Origin of the sequence: Deinococcus depolymerans, from assembly GCF_039522025.1 — a bacterium.
Lineage (GTDB): Bacteria > Deinococcota > Deinococci > Deinococcales > Deinococcaceae > Deinococcus > Deinococcus depolymerans.
The window spans coordinates 80,506-95,999 of record NZ_BAAADB010000030.1; the positions used below are offsets into that span (position 1 = coordinate 80,506).

Annotated in this window: 18 protein-coding genes; 10 read left to right on the forward strand and 8 right to left on the reverse strand. The window is 71.5% G+C overall.

Annotation, left to right across the window (positions count from 1 at the left end):
* Nucleotides 1-21: 21 nt before the first annotated feature.
* From ABDZ66_RS14965 to ABDZ66_RS14975, 3 genes are all read left to right on the forward strand, one after another.
* Complete coding sequence (locus ABDZ66_RS14965) at nucleotides 22-783, forward strand: hypothetical protein (protein ID WP_343760569.1); 762 nt, start codon at nucleotides 22-24, stop codon at nucleotides 781-783.
* 389 nt (nucleotides 784-1,172) lie between these two features.
* Nucleotides 1,173-1,925, forward strand: a complete 753-nt coding sequence (locus tag ABDZ66_RS14970; protein WP_343760573.1) for a tryptophan-rich sensory protein — start codon at nucleotides 1,173-1,175, stop codon at nucleotides 1,923-1,925.
* A gap of 81 nt (nucleotides 1,926-2,006) precedes the next feature.
* Nucleotides 2,007-2,759 (forward strand): shikimate dehydrogenase, encoded by a 753-nt coding sequence (locus ABDZ66_RS14975; protein WP_343760576.1) that lies wholly within the window; start codon nucleotides 2,007-2,009, stop codon nucleotides 2,757-2,759.
* 239 nt (nucleotides 2,760-2,998) lie between these two features.
* Here ABDZ66_RS14975 and holA read toward each other — a convergent pair whose 3' ends face one another.
* The 5 genes from holA to ABDZ66_RS15000 form a co-directional block, all read right to left on the reverse strand.
* Nucleotides 2,999-3,901, reverse strand: coding sequence for a DNA polymerase III subunit delta (gene holA, locus ABDZ66_RS14980; protein WP_343760580.1), 903 nt, complete (start codon nucleotides 3,899-3,901; stop codon nucleotides 2,999-3,001).
* Entirely contained in the window at nucleotides 3,898-4,728 is an 831-nt protein-coding gene (locus ABDZ66_RS14985; protein ID WP_343760583.1) for a serine/threonine-protein kinase, read from the reverse strand. Before ABDZ66_RS14985 ends, holA begins: the two co-directional genes overlap by 4 nt.
* A gap of 115 nt (nucleotides 4,729-4,843) precedes the next feature.
* Nucleotides 4,844-5,842, reverse strand: a complete 999-nt coding sequence (locus ABDZ66_RS14990) for an alpha/beta hydrolase family protein (protein ID WP_343760587.1) — start codon at nucleotides 5,840-5,842, stop codon at nucleotides 4,844-4,846.
* Nucleotides 5,843-5,949: 107 nt separating this feature from the next.
* Complete coding sequence (locus tag ABDZ66_RS14995; protein WP_343760590.1) at nucleotides 5,950-7,068, reverse strand: acyltransferase; 1,119 nt, start codon at nucleotides 7,066-7,068, stop codon at nucleotides 5,950-5,952.
* Nucleotides 7,069-7,143: 75 nt separating this feature from the next.
* Nucleotides 7,144-8,259 (reverse strand): prephenate dehydrogenase/arogenate dehydrogenase family protein, encoded by a 1,116-nt coding sequence (locus ABDZ66_RS15000; protein WP_343760593.1) that lies wholly within the window; start codon nucleotides 8,257-8,259, stop codon nucleotides 7,144-7,146.
* Nucleotides 8,260-8,431: 172 nt separating this feature from the next.
* Here ABDZ66_RS15000 and ABDZ66_RS15005 point away from each other — a divergent pair, with 172 nt between their 5' ends.
* Nucleotides 8,432-9,184, forward strand: a complete 753-nt coding sequence (locus tag ABDZ66_RS15005) for a TSUP family transporter (protein WP_343760597.1) — start codon at nucleotides 8,432-8,434, stop codon at nucleotides 9,182-9,184.
* Nucleotides 9,185-9,246: 62 nt separating this feature from the next.
* Entirely contained in the window at nucleotides 9,247-9,795 is a 549-nt protein-coding gene (msrA, locus tag ABDZ66_RS15010; protein WP_343760600.1) for a peptide-methionine (S)-S-oxide reductase MsrA, read from the forward strand.
* A gap of 24 nt (nucleotides 9,796-9,819) precedes the next feature.
* Here msrA and ABDZ66_RS15015 read toward each other — a convergent pair whose 3' ends face one another.
* Complete coding sequence (locus ABDZ66_RS15015) at nucleotides 9,820-10,497, reverse strand: MOSC domain-containing protein (RefSeq protein ID WP_343760603.1); 678 nt, start codon at nucleotides 10,495-10,497, stop codon at nucleotides 9,820-9,822.
* Nucleotides 10,498-10,566: 69 nt separating this feature from the next.
* Here ABDZ66_RS15015 and ABDZ66_RS15020 point away from each other — a divergent pair, with 69 nt between their 5' ends.
* Together ABDZ66_RS15020 and ABDZ66_RS15025 are read left to right on the forward strand one after the other, a co-directional pair.
* Nucleotides 10,567-11,055, forward strand: a complete 489-nt coding sequence (locus ABDZ66_RS15020; protein ID WP_425544440.1) for a hypothetical protein — start codon at nucleotides 10,567-10,569, stop codon at nucleotides 11,053-11,055.
* Nucleotides 11,052-11,393 carry an RNHCP domain-containing protein gene (locus tag ABDZ66_RS15025; RefSeq protein ID WP_343760607.1) on the forward strand — a complete coding sequence of 114 codons (342 nt, stop codon included), beginning with the start codon at nucleotides 11,052-11,054 and terminating at the stop codon, nucleotides 11,391-11,393. Before ABDZ66_RS15020 ends, ABDZ66_RS15025 begins: the two co-directional genes overlap by 4 nt.
* Before the next feature lie 213 nt (nucleotides 11,394-11,606).
* Here the strand turns inward: ABDZ66_RS15025 and ABDZ66_RS15030 are convergent, their stop codons facing one another.
* Entirely contained in the window at nucleotides 11,607-12,065 is a 459-nt protein-coding gene (locus tag ABDZ66_RS15030) for a response regulator (protein WP_343760609.1), read from the reverse strand.
* Between the two features lie 195 nt (nucleotides 12,066-12,260).
* Here ABDZ66_RS15030 and ABDZ66_RS15035 point away from each other — a divergent pair, with 195 nt between their 5' ends.
* The 3 genes from ABDZ66_RS15035 to ABDZ66_RS15045 all read left to right on the forward strand — a co-directional run bounded on the left by ABDZ66_RS15035 (nucleotide 12,261) and on the right by ABDZ66_RS15045 (nucleotide 14,152).
* Complete coding sequence (locus tag ABDZ66_RS15035) at nucleotides 12,261-12,698, forward strand: DinB family protein (RefSeq protein WP_343760611.1); 438 nt, start codon at nucleotides 12,261-12,263, stop codon at nucleotides 12,696-12,698.
* A complete protein-coding gene (locus ABDZ66_RS15040) occupies nucleotides 12,695-13,234 on the forward strand; it encodes a DUF84 family protein (protein WP_343760613.1) in 540 nt (179 codons plus the stop codon). The genes ABDZ66_RS15035 and ABDZ66_RS15040 overlap by 4 nt, the downstream gene beginning before the upstream one ends.
* A 72-nt stretch (nucleotides 13,235-13,306) precedes the next feature.
* A complete protein-coding gene (locus ABDZ66_RS15045) occupies nucleotides 13,307-14,152 on the forward strand; it encodes an MBL fold metallo-hydrolase (protein WP_343760616.1) in 846 nt (281 codons plus the stop codon).
* 260 nt (nucleotides 14,153-14,412) lie between these two features.
* Here ABDZ66_RS15045 and argC read toward each other — a convergent pair whose 3' ends face one another.
* Nucleotides 14,413-15,456 (reverse strand): N-acetyl-gamma-glutamyl-phosphate reductase, encoded by a 1,044-nt coding sequence (argC, locus tag ABDZ66_RS15050; RefSeq protein WP_425544445.1) that lies wholly within the window; start codon nucleotides 15,454-15,456, stop codon nucleotides 14,413-14,415.
* Nucleotides 15,457-15,494: the final 38 nt, after the last annotated feature.

Below are 15,494 nucleotides of genomic sequence, written 5' to 3' on the forward strand. Positions count from 1 at the left end.
CGCGCGGCGTAGGGTGCAGGCATGTCAGGTTCCGCTGCTCCCCTCGTCCGTGGCTCGGCGCTGGCGCGTCCGCTGGATTTCTCGTACCCGTCGAACCGCGTCGCGGCGGCCGGGAGTGCCGGGGCGGCGCTGCTGGCCCTGGCGCTCGGGCGCCCCTGGGCGCAGGCGGCAGGCGTGGGAGGAGCGGCGTTCCTGGCGTGGGCGACCGCGCGGGAACTCGACCCGGACCACCCGGTCACGGCGAACGCGGCGCTGCCGGTCGCGGCGGCCGTGGCCCTGCTGGGCGGCGCGGGTAACCCCCTGGCGGGACTGGCAGTCCTGAGCGGGCTACGCCTGATCGCAGGCACCACCGGCGAACCCGCCACGCCGGGCGATCACGCGGGCCTGCTGCTGCAGAGCCTGCTGGCCGGAGCGTCGGGTGAGCGGGCGGCGGCGCTGCTGGTCGGGGCCGCGCCGCTCCTCACGCCGGAGGCGCACAGCACCCTCCCGGCCGCCGGGGCGCTGATGCCCACCCTGCACCGACCGCCGGGGTTCTCGTGGGGGTCGGCGCTGCTGGCCGTGGCCGTCCTGCCGCTGGCCCGCACCCTGACCATGCCAGAGGAAGTCACCAGCGTCTGCGACCGCGCCTCCCGGCCCGTACGCGCCGCCGAGGTGCAACTGGCCCGCCACGCGGCCGTCATCACGTTGGGCGCCGGCCTGCTGACCCGCCGCACGCGGGGACTCGTGCCGCTGGCCGCCGCGTTGCTGACCGTCGCGGCGCGGCGCGCGGGCCAGCAGCCCTGACCCGGACGGCCGTCTGTTCCGTTCATCACCCGGCACGGCACCGGTTGGTGAACTGCACGCCCGGAATCCTCCGTACTCCCAGGTGCCTCTCTCCAAGTCGCATCTGCCTGGAGTGATACGGACTCCGATTGAATGGGCTGCAAAGACCATTCAATCCGAGCGGATGCGAGTGGGAGCTGGGCGGGTTCCGGACGTGGAGTTGGCAACCCGGTGCTGTTCCGGGTTGTTAACGAAACAAACGGAACCCGTATGAACGGTCTTTCTGACCCCCTCAATCGGAGTCCGTATGAGCAGCGCACCTTGATCCGATCTTCATGTGGCCCGCGACGTTCACGAAACGGTCAGCGTTCTGACACCCTGTCCCGGCCGTCCACTCCTACGCTGAACGCATGACCGGACTTCCCAGGCAAGTCACGCTGCTGCTCGTCACGATCCTCACGCTCGTGATGAACTACCTCAGCAACGCCCTCCCGCTCTTCGGCAACTCCAACAAGGAGGTCAGCGACGCCCTCCCGAACGCCTTCACGCCCGCCGGACTCACGTTCGCCGTGTGGGGCCCCATCTTCCTGGGCCTGCTGGTCTTCGCCGTGTACCAGGCGCTGCCCGCCCAGCGCGGCCCCCGCCATGACCGGCTGTTCTGGCCATTCCTGCTGGCCAACCTGCTGAACGTCTCGTGGCTGCTGGCCTTCCAGAGCCTCAACTTCGGCCCCAGCGTGATCATCATGCTGGCCCTGCTCGCCAGCCTCGTGTGGCTGTACCTCACGGTGCGCGGCCTGCCGCCCCGGGGTGCGGAACGCTGGACGCTCGCGCTGCCCACCTCGCTGTACCTGGGCTGGATCAGCGTCGCCACCATCGCCAACATCACGGCGTTCCTCGTGAGCGTTGGCGTGACGGGCGGCGCGCTGGGCCTCAGCGCCCCGGTCTGGTCCGCGCTGCTCGTCGTGATCGCCGCGGCCATCGGGGTGTTCTTCCTGGCGCGTTTCCATGATTACGCCTTCGCGGCCGTGCTGCTGTGGGCCTTCTACGGCGTGTACGTCGCCCGCCCGGACGCCGGCACCGTCGCCACGGGCGTCGCGGTGGCGGCCGTGACCGTTGTCCTCGGCGCACTCCTGAGCCTGCGCGGACGCCGACCCCTGATGTGACCCGGGCAGGGGGTGGGGGGGCGCGCCGGTTTCCGGTCCGCCCCCCACCTCCTGCCGGCGCAGCCGGTAGACTGCGCGTCAATGCCTGCGTCCGACACGCCCCTCGCCCTGATCGGCTACCCTGCTCCGGCCGCCCGCGCCCTGCGGGACCTGGGCCTGATCGCCGTGAACGTCCCCACCGACGACCCGCGCGCCGTGATGGACGCCTGCCGCACCCTGCACTTCACGGGCGCACTTGTCCACGACGACCAGCAGACCCACCTGCTGGACGCGGTCACGCCCGACACCACCGCCCGGCGCGTGGGCCGGGTGGACGCCGTGTCGTTCGCCGGGACCCTGCACGGCACCTTCACGCTGAGCGACGCCCTGACCGACACGCTCGAAGCCAGCGGGTACGCCACGCGCGGCGCGAGCGCCCTGATGATCGGCCTGGACGCCCATGATCTCGCGCTGGCGCTGCCACTGGCCCGGCTGGGATTCACCGAGATCGGCGTGGCAGCCGAGAGCCTCCCGGAAGCGGAAGCCGCCGCCCGCAACCTGCCCGCCGGCCTGCGCAGCTACCCGCTCAGCCGCCGCGACCCCAGCTGCCTCGCCTACGCGGAACGCGCCGACCTGATCGTCCTGACCGCCGGGCCCCTGCCGGGCAGCCTGGTACAGCCCTACCACACCCTGATCGACCTGACCGGCCGCGCCGACGCCCGCAGCAGCGGCGCCAGCACCGTCGACCTGAGCCGCCTGCCGCTCATCCGTCTCGCGCGGCAGCTCGCCCACGCCACCGGGCAGCGCTTCCACCCGGACGAACTCGAACCCGTCCTGCCGGCCCTCGGAGCCTGATACGGACTCCGATTGAATGGGCTGCAAGGCCCGCTGGGTCCGAGCGAAGCGAGTGGGAGCTGGGCGGGTTCCGGACGTGGAGTCGGCAATCCGGTGTGCAGGCGAAACAAACGGAATCCGTATGATACGGACTGCCGTCTGTTTCGTTCGCAGATCGGTGGTGTTCCGATCTGTGAACGCCACGCCCGGAGGGGCGTTTCTCTGCTGCTTGCTCTGCGGCGCTGCGCTGCGAGTCCGTATCAGACGCTCAGTTGCACGATCAGGCGTTCCAGGGCGACGCTGGCGTCCAGGCCGCGTTTCATGGCGAGGTCGGCGGCCAGGATGCGTTCCAGGTGCGTGCGGATCCTGGCTTCGTTGAGGCGGCGGGCGACTTCCAGCGCCTTCTTGGCGGGGTAGGGTTTCACGCCGAGTTTCTGCGCGGCGACCGCCTCGGTCACGCGGCCGTCCTGCTGTTGCAGGGCGACGCAACGGGCGACGAGGCTGTACTGCCAGACGACGGCGCCCATCATCTTGAAGGGGTCCTCGCCGGAGGCCAGCAGGCGGCGCAGTTGCGTGACGGCCTCGCCGGGGCGGCCGGCGGTGGCGGCGCCCAGCATGGCGAAACTGTCGCCCGGCGGTTCGCGGCCCACGACGCGCTGCACGGTCTCGCGGGTGAACGGGCCGTCCAGCAGCGCGAGTTTGTTCAGCTCCCCGGCGATGCCCGCGAGGTCCGCGCCGAACACCTCGGCGAGGTAGGCGCTGGCGTCCCGGTCGAGGTTGAGTTTCTGTTTCTTGCAGCGCTGCACGACCCAGCCGGTCACGTCGCCGGGTTTGCTGGGCGCGGGTGACGGGATCACCTCGCCGCGCGCCTCGTACACCTTCAGGCGCGTGGCGGGCGGCGATTCGTCCAGCACCGCCACCGTGACGGCAGCCGAGGCGAGCAGTTCCAGCAGGGCCTTGTCGGGTTTCACGCCCTCGAGGTCCACGATCAGGCCCCCGTCCCCGAACAGGCCCGGTGACAGGTGGGGGCGCAGCGTGTCGGGCGTCACGTCCTCGCCGGCCAGGCGGGGCAGGTCGCGGGCGTTCATGCCGCGCCCGGCCAGCGTGTCGCGCAGGGTCTCGTCGGCCAGGAACCGGTTGCCGGTGAAGGCCAGCAGCGTCAAGCGCTGGCCTCCAGCCCACTGGTCGCGGGCAGCGGCAGGTCCGGCAGGCCCAGTTCCAGCCGCGCGGCGCGCAGCTGTCCGGCCATCTCGGCGGCGCTCAGGGGCCGCTGGGAGCGGTCGCGGGACAGTGCCGAGCGCATCAGCGGGTGCAGGGGCTCCGGGCCGGGCAGGGCCTCGCGCCGCTCGCGGATGCCGGCCAGCCACCCCAGGGCGTCCTCGTACGGTGGGTGTCCGGCCAGGCAGTCGAACAGCAGCACGCCCACCGAGTACAGGTCGCTGCGGGGGTCGCCGCGCACTCCGAGGAACTGCTCGGGCGCCATGAAGTGCGGCGTGCCCATGCGGGTGCCGCTGTGAATGTCGAGCGGCAGGGACCGCGAGTGGCTCATGCCGAAGTCGATCACGCGGACGCTGTGCCACTCCGGCTGGCCGCCTTGCAGCATCACGTTCTCGGGTTTCAGGTCGTGGTGCGTGACACCCACCGAGTGCAGGTACGTCACGGCGTTCAGGACGCCGCACGCCACCTCGGTCGCCTCGGCTTCGCCCAGCGGGCCGCGTTCCAGCCGTTCACGCAGCGTGCCGCCCTCCACGAACTCGAAGATCAGCTGCGTGGGTGTCAGGGCCAGCAGGGACGCCACGAGCGGGTGGTGCAGGCTGGCGGCGACCCGGCCCTCATGCTGGAAGCGGGCCAGCGAGTCCGGGTCGTCCGCGACGAGGGTCTTCACGAACACGCGCCGGCCGTTCCAGAGGGCCGATTCGCTGTACACGCCGGGCTGCTCGGCCAGCGGCGCCCGGTCCGTCAGGGATTGAGTGGTGGGGAATTCCTGCATCAAGCTCACTGGCGTAAAGTCTTTCACACTCGTCCGGGTGTATGCAGGGGGGAGGCACACTTTGAACCGGCGGTCACTTCCCGCGCGGCGTTGCCCCCCTGCCGGACGCGCGGGTTCAATGGCCGGGCCGGGCGGACGGCAGACTGGGAATCTCGGGCGTGGCGGGCGGACTTTCGAGCGTGTCGAGCCGCTCGAAGAACTTCACGAGTCGCTGCGCGACGGCGGGGGTAAAGCGGTTGCCGCCCAGGTGCGGGCCGGTCACGGGCAGGAACTCGCTCACGCCGGGCAGCGCGTGCGCCAGCAGGCGGTCACTGTTCAGGCTGGCCTTCACGGTCGTGTCGTCCAGACTGCTCACCACGAACAGCGGCAGGGGAGCGCCGCGCAGCGCGGCGGGCAGGGGGTTCAGGCCCGGTTCGGGCCGCGTGGCGCTGCGGTACGCCGCCTCGATCTCCGAGCGGCGGGACAGGGCCGACCCCCACGCGACCTCCAGATCCGTCCAGGCGTCGATCAGCGCCACTCCCTGCACCGGGTACGGCGCGCCGGGCAGGGCGCTGCGCAGGGCCATCAGGCCCCCCATGCTCAGGCCCAGCGCGTAGGTGTGGCCGTTCCAGTGGAAGCGGCGCGTGGCGGTCGCGTGCGCCACGCCCAGGTGCCCCAGGCCGGCCGGACTGCCCCAGCTGTCCGGGCCACCGTCACTGCCGAGCAGCACCGCAAAATTCGCGCGCAGCAGCGCCTGGATCAGCACCTGCACCTGCGGACTGTCCCGCAGCCGCTCGGCGTCCTGCCCGCGCGGGTGCGACACGACGACCACACTGCATGCACGCGCCGCGCACCCGGCCGGCGCCTGCAGCAGCGAGGGCCGCACGCCCCCCAGGGACACCCACTCGCCCGGACGGACCCATTCGGGCGTCCCGCCCGGACGGCCCGCCGCGGCGCCCGTGGAACCGGGTGCCGCGGCCGCCGGGCGGGCCGGCGCGGCCTGCGCCGCGGCAGGATGGGCGGCCAGCCCGGCACTCAGGGTCAGCAGCGCCGCGCGGAACGAGCGGGAGAGCAGCGAACCGGGCCGCGCGGCACACGGAGGCAGATACGCCGGAACAGGGAAAGGCACCTTCACGGAGCGGCACTGTAGCGCGCCCGGCGGACGGCAACCTGACGGAGACGCCCTCCGATTGACTGGGGTGCCAGGACCGGTCACGGATGCGACCCGCCGGGCGGGGCCGGTCAGCGGCCGAACAGCAGGGTGCTCAGGCGGGTGTTCAGCAGGGCGCGTCCCAGCAGGGCCGGCAGCAGCAGGGCCAGCAGCGCGTAGCCACCGGACATCAGCACGACCGCAGCGGCGGTGCCGCCGGGCGGATGCCAGCGCTCCAGCGCCTGCAGCAGCGCCGGGTGCAGCAGGTACACCTGCAGGCTCACGCTGCCCAGGGTCGCCAGGACCTGCTGCGCCCGGGGGGCCGTGCGCTGCACGCGGTGCGCGAGGCCCAGCAGGGTCAGGGCCATCAGGCTGGTGTACACCCAGCTCAGACCGCTGTACAGCAGCGGCGTGACCGGCTCTCCCCGCACGTACGCCAGGGCCGCCGGCAGGTACAGCAGGTACGTGGCGCCCAGCAGCGGCAGCAGGACCGGCCGCCGGCGCCGCCACCAGGCGGGGAATTCGTCCAGGCGGGCGCCGACCGCCGCGCCCAGCGTGACGGGCAGCAGGTACCACAGGACCGTGCTGGCGGGGAACGGCAGGCGCAGCAGTTCGCGGTTCAGCAGGTACAGTCCCAGCTGGATGCCCAGGCCGACCAGCAGCGCCGCCGTGATGCTGGGCCGCCGCCGCGCCAGCGGCAGCAGCAGCGGCAGGATCAGGTAGACCTCCAGCGCGACCAGCAGGAAGTACAGGTGGTAACTGGCCTTTCCGTACGCCAGGTAGGACCACCAGCGGGCCGGGTCGGTCAGGGTTTCCGGTGCGCGCTGGCCGGTCCACACGTACCACAGCATGTACAGGGCGCTCCACAGCAGGTACGGCCAGCCGCCGCGGGTCAGGCGGCGCCAGAAGTACCGGCGAGGCTCGAAGTGACGCAGCAGGCTGCGGGTCAGGACCACGGCCGACAGGAACACGAACGCCGGAACCGCGAAGTGCAGGGTGCGGTTCAGGATCATGACCGCCTCGTGCGACAGCGAGCCGGGCGTCAGGTGGCGCAGGGTCATGCCGGTGGTGTGGTGCAGCACGACCTCCGTGATGGTCAGCCCGCGGAACACGTCGATCATCGTCAGCGGCGTGCGGGCCGCGCGGGTGGTTCCGGTCCCGGCCGGGGACGCCGGACTGGCCGGCGGAACAGGGGTGGCAGGATCGGACATCAGCGTCCCACCGTAGCGCACGTGCCGCGCGGCCGGATGTGCGCCGGCGCGGTCATCTGGACCGGGAGGGGCGGGTCAGGAGCGGCCCCGCACTTCGAAGCCCTCGCTGCTCAGGATGCCGGCGGCGCGCTGCACGTCCTCGGGCGATTCCAGGCCCAGGCGGATCGCGCCGCCCTCCTCGCGGATGGCGAGGACCTCGATGTCCTTGATGTTCACGCCCGCCGCGCCGAGTGTCTGCGTGACCGCCCCGAGCTGGTTGGGTCGGTCCGGGACGGCGACGACCAGGTCGTGCCGTTGCGGCAGCAGGCTGCGCTTGACGATCGGCAGGCTGTCGCGGGTGCGTTTGCCTTCCAGCGCGGCGGCCAGCAGTTCTTCCGGTTCGTCCAGGTCGGCTTCCAGGCGTTCGAGTTGCCGGCGGAAGCGGGCCAGGGCTTCCCGCAGCGCCTCGCGGTTCTCGACGACCATGTCGCGGCTCATGCGCGGGTCACCGCTCGCCACGCGCGTCAGGTCCCGGAACCCGCCGGCGGCCAGCAGGCTCAGCCGTTCGTCGCGCGCCACCATGTGCGTCATGGCGAGGCTCGCCAGGTACGGCAGGTGGCTGATCGTCGCGACCAGCGCGTCGTGCGCGTCGGGGGGCATCACGACCGGCGCGCCGCCCAGCCCCTCGACCAGTGTCCGGGCGCGGCTCAGGGCGGTCAGGGGCGTGTGGTCGGTGGGGGTCAGGACCCACACGGCGTTCTCCAGCAGGGCCGCGCGGGCGTGCGTCACGCCGCCCCGTTCGCTGCCCGCCATGGGGTGCCCTGCCACGAAGTGCCGGACGCCCAGGCGTTCCATCTCGGCGGCGATGCCGCCCTTGACGCTGCCCACGTCCGTCACGAGGGCCTGCGGGTTCAGGAACGGCGCGAGGTCGCGGGCCAGCGGCGCGAGCGCCCGCATGGGCGCGGCCAGCACCACCAGGTCCGCCGCGCGCAGCCACTCGCCCGGGGCGGTCTGGATCTCGTCCACGACGCCCAGGGCCAGCGCCTCGCGCAGGACGTCGGGGCTGGCGTCCAGGCCGATCACACGCCGCGCCAGCAGGCGCTGCCGTAAGCCCAGCGCCACGCTTCCCCCGATCAGGCCGACGCCCGCCACGACCGCCGTATCGAACAGGGCAGGAGACGTGGGGGGCGTGCCGGAGGAATCTCGGGTCATAAAGGCGAGGCTAGCACGGGCCCGGGTGTCCTCCTGGCCGGGCGTCTGAACACGTGAGGGCCGCGCAGGAGGCAAGCCGGGAGCGGGAAGGGCGACCCGGGAAGGACCGGGGCGGGGCAGGCCCGCCCCGACCACGCTCCACAGTGCCGGCGCCCCCTGCTAGAGTCCGCTGGTGCCTGGACCTGAAGTGCTGCTGTACGGCCTCCCGCTCGCCTTTCTGGCCGGTTTCATCGATGCGGTCGCGGGGGGCGGCGGGACGATCACGCTGCCCACCCTGTTCCTGATGGGGCTCAGTCCGGCGCAGGTGGTCGCCACGAACAAGCTGCTGGCGATCTTCGGGTCGGGGAGCGCCACCGTGCAGTACTGGCGCAGGGGGCACGTGGAGCGCGCCCTGGTGCTGCGCCTGATTCCGCTGGCGCTGACCGGCAGCGCCGTGGGCGCGTTCCTGGTGCAGTTCGTGAACCCCGACGCCTTCCGCACGCTGATCGGCGTGGTGATCCTGGGCGTCGGCGCGCTGGTGCTCGCCAACAAGCGGTTCGGTCTGGAGGACCATTACCCCGGCCTGACGGGCCGGACGCTGGCCCTCACGCTGCCCGGCGCGCTGATCATCGGCGCGTACGACGGTTTCCTGGGGCCGGGCACCGGGACGTTCCTGATGTTCCTGTTCGCGCTGGCGGGCTTCAACCTCGTGCGGTCGAGCGGGAACGCCCGGACCATCAACTTCGCCACGAACCTGGGCGCGTTCCTGTTCTTCCTGATCGGCGGGCAGATGGTCTGGTGGATCGGCCTGCCGATGGGGGTGGCCAACGCGCTGGGCGCCACGCTGGGCGCACGAATGGCGATGCTGCGCGGCAGCGCCTTCGTGAAGTGGATGTACGGCCTGATCGTGCTGCTGGTCGCCGCGCGCCTGTTCCTGATCCGCTGAGCGAAGCGGCAACCGTGCCGCCGCTTCCCGTCGGCCGGGCCGGCGCGCGGCATCATGGACCCATGACGAATCCCAGTGGAGCGCAGCAGGCCATTCTCGCCGGCGGTTGTTTCTGGTGCACCGAGGCGGTCCTGAAGGACGTGCGCGGCGTGCAGAAGATCGAGAGCGGCTACATCGGCGGGCACACCCCCAACCCCGATTACCGCAGCGTGTGCAGCGGCACCACCGGGCACGCCGAGGCGGTCCGCGTGACCTTCGACCCGGCGCAGGTGGACTTCCGGGACCTGCTGGGCCTGTTCTTCGCCACGCACGATCCCACCAGCCTCAACCGCCAGGGGGCCGATACCGGCACGCAGTACCGCAGCGCGGTCTTCCCCCTGACGCCCGAGCAGGACGCGCAGACCCGCGCGGTGATCGCGGACCTGGACGCGCAGGGCGTGTTCGGGCGGCCCATCGTGACCAGCATCGAACCGGCCACCGAGTTCCACGTGGCCGAGGACTACCACCAGGACTACTACGCGAACAACCCGCGCCAGCCGTACTGCGTGGCGGTCATCGCCCCGAAGGTCGCGAAACTCCGCACCCACTACGCCGACCGCCTGAAAGGCTGAGCGGCGCGCGGCCCCGCGCCCGCTTCAGGGCGTCCCGGCCGCCTGGAGTTTCGCGAGGCGTCGCTGCAGGTCGGCGCGGCTGCGTTCGGCCAGCGGGTGGGTCAGCAGGGCGACGAGGGCGTGCGCCGTGACCGGCTGACCCCGGTACGTGCCGTGCAGGTCCAGTTCGAACAGCTCGCCGATGCTCGGCGCGTCCGGCCCGGCGGGCGTGAGGGTCACGGGGTCACCCGCCTGCACCGGCCCGGGCGTCAGGACGCGGGCGTACAGGCCGGGCCGGCCCGCCTGAGCGAAGCGGCGGGTGAAGCCGGGGTCGCCCAGGTGCGCGGCCAGCGTGGCGCAGGGAATGCGCGGCGCGCTGACCTCCAGCGTCACGCCGCCCGGCCCGCCGATCTGCAGGCGGTCCCCGACCCGCCAGTCGGCGCTGGGGGGACCGCTGAGGGTCAGGTTCTCGCCGAACAGTCCGGGCCGGACCGCCAGACCCTGCTGCGTCCACCAGTCGTAGTCGCTGCTGGTGTACAGGTACGCCGCCTGTCCCGGGCCGCCGTGATGCCGGGTGTTCAGCACCTGGTCTCCCTCCAGGCCCAGCGGTCCGGCCTGCACGGGACCGCTGACCGGGTGCTTGTCGATGCCGCTGCGGGTGCTGCGCGTCCCGACCTGCAGGGGCCGGGCCTGTCCGACGTTCACGCTCTGGATCAAGGTCATGCGCGCAGGCTACGGCATGCCGGGCGGGCGTGACCTTCGCCCTCGTTTCCCGCGGTGGGGTGTGATGGAATGCGGACCGTGAGTTCGAAGCGTCCTTCCCCGTCCCCTGCGCCGGCTGGCCCGCCGCCCGCTGGGGTTTCTCCCTTCGATCCGGCGCTGGCGCCGGCGGGCCGCGTCCCGACCCTGGCGGTCCTGACCGGGTTGCTGATGACCAGTTCCCTGCCGTTCGTGGCGTCCCTGGTGCAGGGGCGCGCGCAGAACGTCGGGCAGGGCGTCCTGTCGATGTGCCTGACGGTGTTCCTGCTGGGGATGGTGTGGCGGGGCAGCGTCCTGGCGTGGCGGCTGACCGTGGGGTTCTCGTTCGTGGCGGGCCTGCTGGTGTTCATCGTGGGCATGCTGACCGGCACGGCCGCCTGGCAGGGATGGGTGGTCAGCGCGGCGGGGCTGGTGTACCTGATCCTGGGAACGGCGCTGGTCGGCACGGCGTCCATCCGGGCGTTCTTGGACAGCCGCTGGGAGGCCCGCAGCGCCGCGCGGCGGGCCAGGAGGCGTGGGTGAGCGGACGGCGGTTCACGGTGGTCGGCACGAACAACGCCTTTACCTGCGGCTTCTGCGGCGCGCAGGTGCAGCCGCTGCGCAACGGCAGTGTGCGCAACCACTGCCCGGAGTGCCTGCACAGCCGGCATGTGGACGTGCTGCCCGGTGACCGTGCCTGCACCTGTCACGGGGACATGGTGCCGGTTGCGGTCGAGCAGAGTGGCAAGAAGGGCTGGGTCATCACTCACCGCTGCTCGGCCTGCGGTTTCGAGGGCCGCAACCGCGCCGCCCTGGACGACCCGGAACAACCGGACCGCTGGGACGCACTGATTGCCGTGAGCGCCCGCCGCCGCGACTGATACGGATTCCGTCTGTTTCGTTCACAGATCGGAACAGCACCGATCTGTCAACTCCACGTCCGGAACCCGCCCAGCTCCTCCTCTGCGGAGCAGCTCTCCGGGTCGCATCCGCTCGGATTGAATGGTCTTTGCAGCCCATTCAATCGGGGTCCGGATCATACGGATTCCGGGCTGTTTCGTTGACACTCCGGTGCCTTGGGGAGCCGCCGCCGGTCAGTGGGGGGGAAGGGGCGCCCGCACGATGGTCAGCATGTAGCGGCCGAGTGCCTGGATCGCCTCGTAGAAACGGCCGAATTCGACGGGCTTGACCACGTAGCTGGCCGCGAAGGCCTGGTAGGAGCGCAGAATGTCCTCCTCGGCCTGGCTGGTGGTCAGCATGATCACGGGAATGGTCATCAGGTCCGGGTCGCGCTTGATTTCCTGCAGGAATTCCAGGCCGTTCATGCGCGGCATGTTGATGTCGAGCAGGATCACGTCCGGGCGGGGCAGGCCGTCGGCGGCGCGCAGCATCTCGAGTCCCTCCACGCCGTCCCGGGCGACGTGCAGGTTGTTCAGCACGCCGGCGTCCGCGAAGGCCTCGCGGGTCAGGACGATGTCGGCCTCGCTGTCCTCGACCAGCAGGATCTCGATGGGGACGGGCGTCAGGGAGGGTGGAGTGTGGACTGTCTGCATGGTGGTTTCCTTGGGGGACGGCCGGGGCGGCTTGTCGTCGCTGTCCTGTCAAGTGTGACAGTGGCGGGTGTGACGTGGACCCGGGGGGACTTTACGCAGCCGCCATGCGGTCTTGAGCTTCCCTTGATCATGAATGACCCACCGGTCAGTTAAGGAGTGTGCAACCGGGAGGCGCCGGTGCGCTAGCCTCCGGGCATGACCGAACCGACCCTGCTGCAACTGTCCCTGCTGGGCGGCGCGTCGTTCCGGGCGGCCGACGGCCTGCTGGCCGGCCTGACCTGGGCGGAGGCGAACGCCCCGCACGCCGGCCTGCCGCACACCCTGGCCGACGTGATCTGGCACCTGAGCGTCACGCAGCGCGCCAGCCTGAACATCGCGTCCGGCCGCGCGGACGGCTGGCCCGAGGGCCTGAACGTCTGGCCGGAGCGCCCCCTGACCGAGGCCGGGTTCCTGGAGGCGCTCGCCGAACTGCGGGCCGGACTGGCCGAGGCGCAGGCCCTGGCCCGCGACCCCAGCAGCCGCGCCCGCGACGTGCTGACCGACCTGGCCGTGCACAGCGCGTACCACTGGGGTCAGGTGGCCCTGCTGCGCCGCCTGAGCGGCACGCTGCCCCCGGCCGGGGCCGGCGCGTGAGCGTGTTCGTGGGCTCGCTGAACCCCGGCAAGGTCCAGCCGGTCCGCGAGGTCTTCACGGCGCTGGCCGCCGACCTGGGCCTGCCCGCGACCCCGACCGTGCAGGGCGTGGAGGTGCCCAGCGGCGTGCCGGACCAGCCCATCGGCGTGCCAGAGACGGCGCGGGGCGCCGCCAACCGCGCCGCGGCCGCCCTCGCGCAGCCCGGCGCCCTGTGGGGCGTGGGGCTGGAGGGCGGCGTGCGCCTGGATGAGGGGGGGAGAGGCTGGCTGTTCGGCGTGGTGGCCGTGGCGCACGTGTCGGGCGTGAACGCGGGCCGCACGGCGGAGCTGCCGGTCCCGCCCGCCATCCTGCCCGGCGTGCTGGCCGGTCAGGAACTCGGGACGTTGATGGACAGCCTGCTCGGCACCCGTGACCTCAAGCGCGGTGTGGGCACGGTCGGGGCACTCAGCGGCGGTCTCGTGACCCGCCCGGACGTGTGGCGGCAGGCGCTGGCGCTGACCCTCGCGCCGTTCCTGCAGCCGCACCTGTACCCGTGATCAGGGCTGTTCCCGCCCGGGTAAACGCCCCTCCCGGCACACACCTAACGAACGTCTGTTAGGCTCTGGCGCATGTCCTGGAACCACACCCGCCAGATCGGCCAAGCGCAGGTCCACTCCCTGACCGACGGACAGTTCCGCCTCGACGGGGGCGCCATGTTCGGCAGCGTCCCCAGGGTCCTGTGGGAACGCGCCGCGCCCGCCGACGACCTCAACCGCATCCGCCTGCGCATCAACCCGCTGCTGATCCAGCTGGGCGGCGAGAACATCCTCGTCGAGACCGGCTTCTGGGACCAGGGCGGCGAGAAGTTCGAGGGCATGTACGCCCTCGACCGCGACGAGACCGTCTTCCGGGGCCTGGACCGCCTGGGCCTGACCCCGGGCGACATTCACCTCGTCATCAACACGCACCTGCACTTCGATCACGCCGGGCGGAACGTCACCCTGCTGGGCGACCCGACCTTCCCGAACGCCCGGTACGTGGTGCAGAAGCAGGAACTCCACGACGCCCGGCACACCCACGAACGCAGCCGCGCCAGCTACATTCCCGCGTACATCGACCCCATCCGTGACGCCGGGCTGTTCGACGTCGTGGACGGCGAGCACGAACTGCGCCCCGGCCTGAGCGTCCTGCCGCTGCCCGGCCACAACCTCGGGCAGCAGGGCGTGGTGCTGCGCAGCGAGGGCCAGACGCTGGTGTACGTCGCGGACCTGATCCCAACGCTGGCGCACGCGCCCACGCCGTACATCATGGGCTACGACCTGTACCCGGTCACCACCCTGGAGACCCGCAAGGCCCACCTGGGCGCGTGGTTCGAGCAGCAGGCGACCATCTGCACCCCCCACGACCCGGACGCGCCCTTCGCCCGCCTGCACGAGAACCCCAAGGGGGGCTTCACCCTGCAAGCGGACAGCTGAAGGCAGGCAGCAGAAGGCCCGCCCCGATATTCCGGGCGGGCCGTTCGCTGCAAGCCTGGGAAGCAGGTCGGTGGTCCGATACGGATTCCGTTTGTTTCGTTAACAGATCGGAACACCACTGATCTGTCAACTCCACGTTCAGAACCCGTTTCTCTCCTGCTCTGCGGGGCAGCTCGACGAGTCGCTCCGCTCGGATTGAATGGCCTTTGCAGCCCATTCAATCCGAGTCCGTATGACCCTCCCCGCTTCCCCCTCCCCGCTTACGCCGGGTGCAGTCCCGCGAATTCCAGCCCGGTCGTCTCGGGCCAGTCCAGGGCGATGTTCAGGCTCTGGATGGCGTGCCCGGCGGTGCCTTTCACCAGGTTGTCGATGGCGGACATCAGGACGACGCGGCCGGTGTCCTGGTCCATCTCGAAGCCGATGTCGCAGTAGTTGGTGCCGTCGAGCAGCATGGGGTCCGGGTAGCGGTGAATCCCCCTGGCGACCTTCACGATGCGGATGAAGGGCTCCTGGGCGTACACCTCGCGGTAGGCGCTCCAGACGTCACGGTCGCTGTACCCGTCGGGAATCCAGGCCTGCGCGGTCGTCAGGATGCCGCGCACGCGCGGGGTGCTGATGGCCGTCAGGTGCAGCGGGAAGTGGCCGGGCAACTCCTGCCGCGCCTCGGCGGTGTGGCGGTGCCCGACGGGTTTGTACACCCGCAGGCTCCCGGCGCGTTCCGGGTGGTGAGAGGAGTCGCTGGCGCTGGCCCCGGCGGCGCTGCTGCCGACCAGTCCGGTGGCGATGATGTCCTTGGGGAGCAGCACGCCCAGTTTCAGCAGCGGGTACAGCGCCAGGATGACGCTGGTGGCGAAGCACCCGGCGCAGGCGATGCGGGTCGCGCCGCGCAGGTCCTCGCGGTGCAGTTCCGGGTTGCCGTACACCCAGTCTCCCAGGGTGTCGGGCGCGGGGTGGGCCTCGCCGTAGGTGGCGCGGTACACCTCAGGGTCTTTCAGGCGGAAGTCGGCCGAGAGGTCCACGATGACCTTGCCCTTGGCCTCGAATTCCGCGATGCGGTGGGCGGCGTGGCCGTGCGGGAGGGCCAGCACGATGATATCGGCCTCGTCCAGTTCGGCTCCCCGGCGGAACTTGAGGTTGGTGCGGCCGCGCAGGTTGGGGTGAACCATGCTGACCATGGCCCCGGCGTTGCGTTCGCTGGTGACCTGCGTGACGTTCAGGTGGGGGTGGTTCAGGGCGAGGCGCAGGAATTCCCCGCCGGCGTAGCCGCTTCCGCCGACAATGGCGACGGTCTTCTGGTCGTGCATGCTCATCGACTGGCAGCATACCCCGCCCCGCCCCGGCC